Source organism: Planobispora longispora (genome assembly GCF_016863135.1).
Lineage (GTDB): Bacteria > Actinomycetota > Actinomycetes > Streptosporangiales > Streptosporangiaceae > Planobispora > Planobispora longispora.
Map to the genome: position 1 here is coordinate 1 of NZ_BOOH01000007.1, position 8,709 is coordinate 8,709.

The window sequence follows — 8,709 nt, forward strand, 5'->3', positions numbered from 1 at the left end:
CCCCGTCTCGCCGCCGGCTCCCGCCACGGCCGTGCCCGCCCTGCGACTGGCGCCCGGCGTGACCCTCCTGCTCGACGGCGCAGGCCGTACCCCGTCCGACGACGACCTCGCCGCGATCGGCGCCGCCTCCGAGGCGCTGCTCGCGGTCCTCCGCACCCGTGAACTCGCCCCTCCGGAAGGAAGCCCATGATGATCAATCACATCGCCCCGCTGCGCCCGGAGGAGTGCGAGCCGGTCCCCGACGCCGGGCTGGGCGCGCTCGTCACCGAGCGCGGGAACCTGCCCCTGGAGAGCGTCGACGTCACCGCCGACGTCGCGGGCCTGGCCGCCGGCGTCCAGGTCACCCAGGGTTTCCGCAACCCCTTCGACGTGTCGCTCGAGGCGACCTACATCTTCCCGCTGCCCGACCGGGCCGCCGTCACGGCCTTCCGGATGGAGGCCGACGGGCGGGTCGTCGAGGGCGTGCTGAAGGAGCGCGGCCAGGCCAGAGCCGACTACGACCAGGCGATCTCCGAGGGGAAGCGCGCCGCGATCGCCGAAGAGGACCGGCCCGACGTCTTCACCATCAGGGTCGGCAACATCGTGCCGGGCGAGCGGGTCACCGTCCGCCTCACCCTCGACCAGCCCCTCCCCTACGAGGACGGCGCGGCGACCTTCCGCTTCCCCCTGGTCGTCGCCCCCCGCTACATCCCCGGCGCCCCGCTCGACGGCGAGCGGGCCGGCGACGGCTGGGCCCCGGACACCGACGCGGTCCCCGACGCCTCCCGCATCACCCCGCCCGTGCTGCTGCCCGGCTTCCCCAACCCGGTGCGGCTCTCGCTCGCGGCCACGATCGACGCCGCCGGGCTGGAGCTGCGCGAGGTCCGCTCCAGCCTGCACACGGTCGTTCGGGAGGGCGACACGGTGCAGCTCCAGCCCGGAGAGCGCCTGGACCGCGACTTCATCCTGCGGCTGGCGTTCGACGCCTCCACCTCGCTCTCCCTGGTGCCCGACGCCGAGGGCGAGGAGGGCACGTTCGCGTTGACCGTGGTCCCGCCGGAGGCGCCCGCCACGGCCACGCCCAAGGACGTCGTGCTGGTGCTCGACCGGTCGGGCAGCATGACCGGCTGGAAGATGGTCGCCGCCCGGCGCGCGGCCGCCCGCATCGTCGACACGCTGGTCACCGGCGACCGGTTCGCCGTGCTCTCCTTCGACACCGTGGTGGAGCACCCCGATCGGCTCGGCGCGGGCCTGGCGGAGGCCTCCGACCGCAACCGCTACCGGGCGGTGGAGCACCTGGCCCGGCTGGAGGCCCGGGGCGGCACCGAGATGCTCCAGCCGCTGGAGCAGGCCATCGGGCTGCTGGGCGACTCGTCCAGGGACCGGGTGCTGGTGCTGGTCACCGACGGCCAGGTCGGCAACGAGGACCAGATCCTGGACCGGCTCGGCGCCCGCCTGGCCGGGGTGCGCGTGCACACGGTCGGCATCGACCGGGCGGTCAACGCGGGTTTCCTGAGCCGCCTGACCGGGTTCGGCAAGGGCCGGTGCGAGCTGGTCGAGTCGGAGGACCAGCTGGACGAGGCGATGGAGAACATCCATCGCAGGATCGGCTCCCCGCTGGTCACCGATCTGTCGCTCAAGGGCGACGGGCTCGACCTGATCCCCGGTGCGACCGGGCACCTCGGCGCGATCTACCCGGGCGTCCCGCTGACCGTGCACGGCCGCTACCGGGGCGAGCCCTCGGGGGCGGCGGTCCTGAGCGGCCTGGACGCCGCCGGCCGGCCGTGGGAGCAGCGGGTCGCCGGGAGCCGGGTGGGCAACCCCGCCGTGCGGTCCATCTGGGCGCGGGCGCGGCTGCGCACGCTGGAGGACCGCTACGCCGCCGGGGACCACTCCCTGGAGGAGGAGATCATCGCGCTCTCCCTGCGGTACGGCGTGCTCTGCCGGTTCACCGCGTTCGTCGCGGTCGACACCCACGTGGTCGCCGAGGGCGGCCCGGAGCACAAGGTGGTCCAGCCGGTGGAGTTCCCCAGCGGCTGGCAGGCGCCGCCCGCCGCGCCGCCGATGAGCCTGATGGCCGCGCCCGCCGCCATGCCCGCCGCCATGCCCGCCCCCCGGGCGGCCTTCCGGCCGGCGGCTCCCGGGTCGGCGTTCATGCCGCCCTCCCCGGCCTCCGCGCAGGCCGAGGCGATGGGCATGCCCGACCTGCTCCTGCCCATGCCCGAGGCGGGGGCGCCGCCGTACGGCACGGGCGGGTCCGTCGACTGGATGGAGCAGGAGAAGGGCTCCGTACCGCCGCAGGAGCGGCTGGACCCGTTCCGGGAGCGGCTGGCCGAGGAGCTCCGGCGGCTGCGCGCCGCCGCCTCCCTGCGGACCGCCGAGCGGCGCCGCCACCTGACCGACCTCGGCGCCCGCCTGGCGGAGCTGGCCGCGCTCCACGGCGGCCACGCGGAGCTGGAGGCGCTAGCCGAGGACCTGACGTCGGGTGATCCCGCGGTGGACGTGGACACGCTGTGGCAGCTGGCCGTGCACACCCTGGAGACCCTGCTCCGCCGGGATCCCCCGGCCGGGAAGCGCCGCCCGTTCTGGAAGCGGTGAGGCGTCCGTGACCCGGCCGGTCGATCGCACATGACCGGCCGGGTCACGTCGGCTAGGGTGCGGGGATGACCAGCCCGATCTTTGATCTCTGCGACGACTACGTCACCCGCTCCGCCGCGCTCGACCCGGTCGGCGCCGCGGCTGAGGGCATCGACGTCGAGTTCGCCGCGACCTCCGACTACGGCCCGGACGGGTACGCCGCCCGGGCCGACCTGATCCGCCGGACTCTGGGCAGGCTGAGCGCGCTGGAGCCGGAGGGCGAGGCGGACGTGCGGGCCGCCGCCCACCTGCGGGAGCGGCTGGAGGCCGAGCTCGCCTGGCACGAGATCGGCGAGCCGTTGCGGGAGGTGCGGGCGCCGTTCGGGCTCTTCACCGACCTGCGGGACAGCGTCGACCTGCTGCCGCACGAGACCGAGGACGACTGGCGGAACGTGGCGGCGCGGCTGGCGGGCATGCCGGAGATGCTGGGCGGCTGGCGGGCGAGCCTGGAGGAGGGGGTCTCCCGCGGCCTGACCGCGGCCCGCCGCCAGGCGCTGGAGCTGGCGGTGCAGGCCGAGCTGTTCACGACGAGCGGCACGCACGCGAGCCTGATCGATTCCTACGGTGACGGGCCGGCGCGCGCCGCGCTGCAGGAGGGCGCGGCGGCCGCGTACGCCGCCTACGCCGAGACCGCCCGCTACCTGCGCGAGGAGTACGCCCCCCGGGCGACCGAGACCGACGCGGTCGGCGCGGAGCGCTACGCGGTGAACTCCCGGCTGAACCTGGGCGCCGACATCGACCTGGCCGACGCCTACGAGTGGGGCTGGGCCGAGCTGGCCAGGATCGAGGAGGAGCTGGCCGCCGAGGCCGACCGGGTACGGCCCGGCGCCTCGGTGGAGGAGGCGACCGCGATCCTCGACGGGACGTGGTTCGTCGAGGGCCTGGACGCCTACCGGGGCTGGCTGCAGGAGCGCCACGACCAGGCGATCGAGCAGCTCCACGGCACCCACTTCGACATCGCCGAGCCGCTGCGCCGGGTGGATGTGACCCTGGCCCTCGGCTCGACCTCGGGCGCGGCGTACTACACCTCGCCGAGCGAGGACCTGTCCCGGCCGGGCCGCACCTGGTGGCCGGTGGGCGAGGGCGCCGGGACGCGGTTCACCACCTGGAACGAGCTGACCACGGTCTTCCACGAGGGCGTGCCCGGCCACCACCTGCAGCTCGGCCAGACCCGGGTGGCCGGGGAGAGCCTGTCGCGGTTCGGCAGGAACTCCTGGGTGAGCGGGCACGGCGAGGGCTGGGCGCTGTACGCCGAGCGGCTCGCCGACGAGCTGGGCTGGTTCACCGAGCCGGGCACCCGCCTGGGCATGCTCGGCGGATCGGCGCTGCGGGCCGCCCGGGTGGTCGTCGACATCGGCGTCCACCTGGACCTGCCGCTGCCCGACGGCTCGAAGTGGACCTTCGGCAAGGCGTGCGAGGTGCTGCGCGACCGCGGCCGGTGCGAGCCGCACCGGGTCCACGCCGAGGTGGTCCGCTACTTCGGCTGGCCGGGCCAGGCGCCCTCCTACAAGCTCGGCGAGCGCGCCTGGCTGGCCGCTCGCGAGGAGGCCCGGCGGCGGCTGGGCGCGGACTTCGACCTGCGCCGCTGGCACACCGCCGCCCTGAACCTGGGCCCGGTCGGCCTGGCGAGCCTGGCCGACGCCCTGCGCCGCGTCGGCTGACGGGGAGCCCGCGGCGCTCCAGCGGACCGGCCGGATCCCGCCCGCCCCGGGAAACCCCGAGAATCCCGGGGTTCCCCGGGAAGCTCTGTCCGGCGGTGACAAGGATCCGGCCCGGCGAATCCCTATAATCCGCCGCATGATCGAGTACGAGGGGTTCCCGGGACGGGTCGGACGGACGTTCGCGGGATCGGAATCCTGGTGGCCTCCGCGGGCGTCGGCGGCGGGGAAGCCCAACATCGTGATCGTGCTCGTCGACGACGTCGGCTTCTCCGACCTGGGCTGCTACGGCTCGGAGATCCCCACCCCGCACCTGGACGCGCTCGCCGAGCGGGGCGTGCGGTGGACGAACTTCCACGTCACGCCCATGTGCTCGCCGACCAGGGCGGCGCTGCTGACCGGGGTGAACCCGCACCTGACCGGGGTCGGCCACGTCGCCAACTCCGACCCGGGCTTCCCCGGCTACACCGGTGAGATCTCCCGCGACGCGGTCACCGCCGCCGAGATCTTCCGGGACGCCGGGTGGGGCACGTTCGCGGTCGGCAAGTGGCACCTCACCAAGGACTCCGACATGTCGGATGCCGGGCCCCGGCACGCCTGGCCGCTGCAGCGGGGGTTCGACCGCTTCTACGGCTTCCTGGAGGCCTTCACCAACTTCCACCACCCGCACCGGCTGGTGGAGGACAACCACACGGTCGAGGTGGACCGCTACCCCGACGGCTACTACCTGACCGACGACCTCACCGACCGGGCCGTCGGCATGATCCGGCAGCTGCGGGCCTCCGACCCCGAGCGGCCGTTCTTCCTGTACTTCGCGCACGGCGCCGCGCACGCGCCGCTGCAGGCGAAGGCGGAGGACATCGCCGCGCACCGGGGCGCCTACGACGCGGGCTGGGACGTGATCCGGGAGCGCAGGCACCGGCGCCAGATCGAGCTGGGCCTGATCCCGGAGGGCACTCCCCTGCCGCCCCGCGACGCCGAGCCCGGCGACGACGTCCCGGCCTGGGACTCCCTGAGCGCGGACGAGCGCCGCCTCTTCGCCCGCTACATGGAGGTCTACGCGGCGATGATCTCCAGCATCGACGCGAGCACCGGACGGCTCCGCGCCTTCCTCGACGAGCTCGGCGAGCTGGAGAACACGATCTTCGTCTTCACCTCCGACAACGGCGGCTCCCGCGAGGGCGAGGAGCGCGGCACCACGCAGTACTTCCGCACGCTGCTGTCGAAGAACAGCGGGCACGACCGCGAGGACCTCGCCGCCGACCTGGCCGGGATCGACCTGATCGGCGGGCCGCGGACGCTGCCGCACTACCCGCGCGGCTGGGCGGCGGTCTCCAACACGCCGTTCCGCCTCTACAAGATCAACACTCATGCGGGCGGTCACTCGGTGCCGTTCCTCTTCTCCTGGCCCGCGGGGCTGGACGCCTCGGGCCTGCGCGACCAGTGGGCCTTCGTCACCGACCTGCTGCCGACCCTGCTCGACCTCACCGGGGTCGAGGCCGCCGAGGGGCTGCCCCGGACCGGGGTCTCGCTGGGCGGCCCGCTGCGCGAGGCGGCGGCCGCGCACGGCCACACCGAGCAGTACTTCGAGCTCGCCGGGAACCGCGGCTTCTACCGCGACGGCTGGGAGGCGGTGACCCGGCACCGGCCGCTGACCCCGTTCGGCGACCACGAGTGGGAGCTGTACGACCAGCGCGCCGACCGCGTCCAGCTCCGCGATCTGGCGGCCGACCGGCCCGAGCTGGTCGCCGAGCTGGCCGCCGCCTGGGAGAAGGCCGCCCGCGAGAACCTGGTGTACCCGCTGGACGAGGGCTCGCGCCTGCGCTACCTGCTGCGTCCGCCGTGGCACGCCGACGCCGGTCCGGTACGGCTGACGCCGGGCCTGCACACCCTGGAGCGGTGGCGCTCGCTCCAGCTGGTCCAGTGGCGCTCCTTCACGATCGAGGCGGAGATCGCCGAGCCGGGCGAGGGCGTGCTGGTGGCCCACGGCGACCAGGGCGGCGGGTACGTCCTGTACGTGGCGGAGGGGGAGCTGGTCTTCGCGCTCAACGCCTACGGGGTGATGCACGAGCTGCGGGCGGGGGCCGCGCCGGAGCGGACCGCGCGGGTGGAGGTGGGCGCGCCGGGCGGCTGGGCGTGGGACGTCGCCGTCCTGGCCGACGGTCGGGAGCGGGCCTCCGCGACGGGCCTGCCGATGCTCGCCGCGATGTCCCCCTTCGAGGGCGTCGACATCGGGATCGACCGCCGCTCCCCCGTCTCCTGGGACCTCTACCGGGCCCACGGCCCCTTCCCGTTCACCGGCGCGCTGACCGCCGTCACCTACACTCCCGGCCCCTTCGCGCCCGACGCCGGGCAGAACTTCCTGGAGATCGTCAGGGAGATCGGTCTCCGTTACGAGTGACGTAGAGTGGCGGAATGGTGATTCTCGACGGTGGGCTGGCAACCCACCTGGAGGCGCTCGGCGCGGACCTGCGCGACCCCCTGTGGTCGGCGAAAGTACTGGTGGAGAACCCCTCAATGATCCGCCAGGCGCACCTGGACTACTTCGCGGCCGGGGCGCAGGTGGCGACCACGGCGAGTTACCAGGCGAGCATCCCGGCGTTCCTGCGCAGGAATCTGACGGCGCGCGAGGCCGAGGAGCTGATCCTGCTGTCGGTGCGGCTGGCCACCGAGGCCAGGGACGCCCACGGGGAGGGCGCCGTCGCCGCGAGCGTCGGGCCGTACGGCGCCTATCTCGCCAACGGCGCCGAATACACCGGCGACTACGACCTCGACGAGGACGGCCTGGCCGACTGGCACCGGGACCGCTGGCACGTCCTGGCCGCCAGCGGGGCCGACTTCCTGGCGTGCGAGACCATCCCCTCCCTCCCCGAGGCCCGCGCGCTCAAGCGCCTGCTCGGCGAGACGCCGGGCGTACGGGCCTGGGTCAGCTTCTCCTGCCGCGACGGCGAGCGCATCAGCGACGGCACCCCGCTCCGGCAGGCCGCCGCGCTGTTCGCCGACGACCCGCGGGTGCTCGCGGTCGGCGTCAACTGCACCGCGCCGCGCCACATCCCCAGCCTGATCGGCCAGATCAAGGGCAAGCCGGTGATGGTCTACCCCAACTCCGGCGAGAGCTGGGACGCCGGGACCCGCCGCTGGACGGGCACGGCCGACCCGGTCGAGTTCGGTACGGCGGCAGCCGGGTGGCACGCGGCGGGCTCGGCCTTCATCGGCGGCTGCTGCCGTACCACCCCGGAGCACATCGGCCAGATCCGCGAGCAGATCTACGGCGGGTAGGACCGGCCGGGTCAGCCGGCGACCGCGGCCTCGCGGTCGCCGCGGCGGCGCTGCCAGAGGCCGTCGGCGGCCAGGGCCCCGCCGCCGCTGAAGGCGATCATCAGGCTCGCCGCGGCCAGCGCGAGGACGAACTCGTAGCCGCCCTTGTCCGCCGCGAAGCCGTTGGCCCCGTGGACGAACACGATCGCCCCGAGCATGTCGAGGGCGAGCAGGACCCCGAAGAGCGGGAGCGCGGCGCCCAGGATGAGCGCGATCCCGCCGGCGACCTCCAGAACGGCCACCGCGGGCGCCGCCACGCCCGGCAGGGGAACGCCGATCTGCTCGAAGAACGCCGTCGTCCCCGCCAGCCCTCCGGTGAACTTCGTCCAGCCGTGCACGAAGAAGATCGCACCGATGGCGATCCGGCCCAGCAGCAGGGCGATGGAGCGTGCCTGGTCCAGCATGACGCCTCCCGAAGTAGTTCAAATTTGAACAACGACCATCATGACAGATAGTTCAAATTCAAACAACAGGTAGACTGGGCAGGTGACGGGAGCACGGTGGCTCGACGAGCGCGAGATGGCGGCGTGGACGGCCTATCTGACCGCGTCCCATCTGCTGGAACGGCGCGTCGAGGAGCAGCTGAAGGCCGACGCGGGTCTCACCCACGCCCAGTACGAGATCCTGGCGAGACTGTCCGCCGCCCCCGACCGCCGGCTGCGGATGACCGAGCTCGCCCGCACCGTCGTGGTCTCCAAGAGCGGCCTGACCTACCAGATCGGCCAGCTGGAGAAGCGGGGCCTGGTCGAACGGGCCACCTGTCCCTCCGACGACCGCGGCGTCCTGGCCGTGCTCACCGAGCAGGGCATGAGGTGCCTGGAGCGCACCGCGCCCGGCCACGTCACCGTCGTGCGCGAGCTGCTGATCGACCTGCTGAGCCCGGACGAGCTGGAGATCATGGCCCGCGTCATGCGCAAGGTGGAGGCGGCGACCCGCCCCTCGGCGCGCGCCCTCTCGTAGATCATGTCCCATGGCGCGCCCCCTCGTGGCACGCCTCCTCGTGGCAGGCACCCCGGGAAACCGCGAGGTGGCCTGTGATCCTCGTCAGAGGATCACAGGCCACCGCCGGGGCGCCCGGGGCGGGCCCGGTCGAGCACCGGACACGGCCCCGGCCCGA

At 74.0% G+C, this 8,709-nt stretch carries 6 protein-coding genes and 1 pseudogene; 6 read left to right on the forward strand and 1 reads right to left on the reverse strand.

Annotation, left to right across the window (positions count from 1 at the left end):
- The 5 genes and pseudogenes from Plo01_RS03660 to mmuM all read left to right on the forward strand — a co-directional run.
- Window positions 1–190: pseudogene (locus Plo01_RS03660) on the forward strand (MerR family transcriptional regulator); the annotation flags it as partial.
- Complete coding sequence (locus tag Plo01_RS03665; RefSeq protein ID WP_239315853.1) at window positions 187–2,577, forward strand: VIT domain-containing protein; 2,391 nt, start codon at window positions 187–189, stop codon at window positions 2,575–2,577. The pseudogene Plo01_RS03660 and the gene Plo01_RS03665, both read left to right, overlap by 4 nt.
- Before the next feature lie 65 nt (window positions 2,578–2,642).
- A complete protein-coding gene (locus tag Plo01_RS03670; protein WP_203889044.1) occupies window positions 2,643–4,277 on the forward strand; it encodes a DUF885 domain-containing protein in 1,635 nt (544 codons plus the stop codon).
- A gap of 136 nt (window positions 4,278–4,413) precedes the next feature.
- Window positions 4,414–6,675: an arylsulfatase gene (locus tag Plo01_RS03675; protein ID WP_203889045.1), complete on the forward strand. Its 2,262-nt coding sequence runs from the start codon at window positions 4,414–4,416 to the stop codon at window positions 6,673–6,675.
- A gap of 14 nt (window positions 6,676–6,689) precedes the next feature.
- On the forward strand, window positions 6,690–7,553 hold the full coding sequence (mmuM, locus tag Plo01_RS03680; RefSeq protein WP_203889046.1) for a homocysteine S-methyltransferase: 864 nt from the start codon (window positions 6,690–6,692) through the stop codon (window positions 7,551–7,553).
- Between the two features lie 11 nt (window positions 7,554–7,564).
- Here the strand turns inward: mmuM and Plo01_RS03685 are convergent, their stop codons facing one another.
- The gene (locus Plo01_RS03685; RefSeq protein ID WP_203889047.1) at window positions 7,565–7,996 is read right to left on the reverse strand and encodes a DoxX family protein; all 432 of its coding nucleotides are present in this window, start codon (window positions 7,994–7,996) and stop codon (window positions 7,565–7,567) included.
- Between the two features lie 82 nt (window positions 7,997–8,078).
- Here Plo01_RS03685 and Plo01_RS03690 point away from each other — a divergent pair, with 82 nt between their 5' ends.
- Window positions 8,079–8,552, forward strand: a complete 474-nt coding sequence (locus Plo01_RS03690) for a MarR family winged helix-turn-helix transcriptional regulator (protein WP_203889048.1) — start codon at window positions 8,079–8,081, stop codon at window positions 8,550–8,552.
- The last annotated feature ends 157 nt before the right edge of the window (window positions 8,553–8,709 follow it).

Coding starts and splice junctions, on each gene's coding strand:
- Plo01_RS03665 (WP_239315853.1), top strand. CDS start 187: ATGATGATCAATCACATCGCCCCGCTGCGCCCGGAGGAGTGCGAGCCG.
- Plo01_RS03670 (WP_203889044.1), top strand. CDS start 2,643: ATGACCAGCCCGATCTTTGATCTCTGCGACGACTACGTCACCCGCTCC.
- Plo01_RS03675 (WP_203889045.1), top strand. CDS start 4,414: ATGATCGAGTACGAGGGGTTCCCGGGACGGGTCGGACGGACGTTCGCG.
- mmuM (WP_203889046.1), top strand. CDS start 6,690: ATGGTGATTCTCGACGGTGGGCTGGCAACCCACCTGGAGGCGCTCGGC.
- Plo01_RS03685 (WP_203889047.1), bottom strand. CDS start 7,996: ATGCTGGACCAGGCACGCTCCATCGCCCTGCTGCTGGGCCGGATCGCC.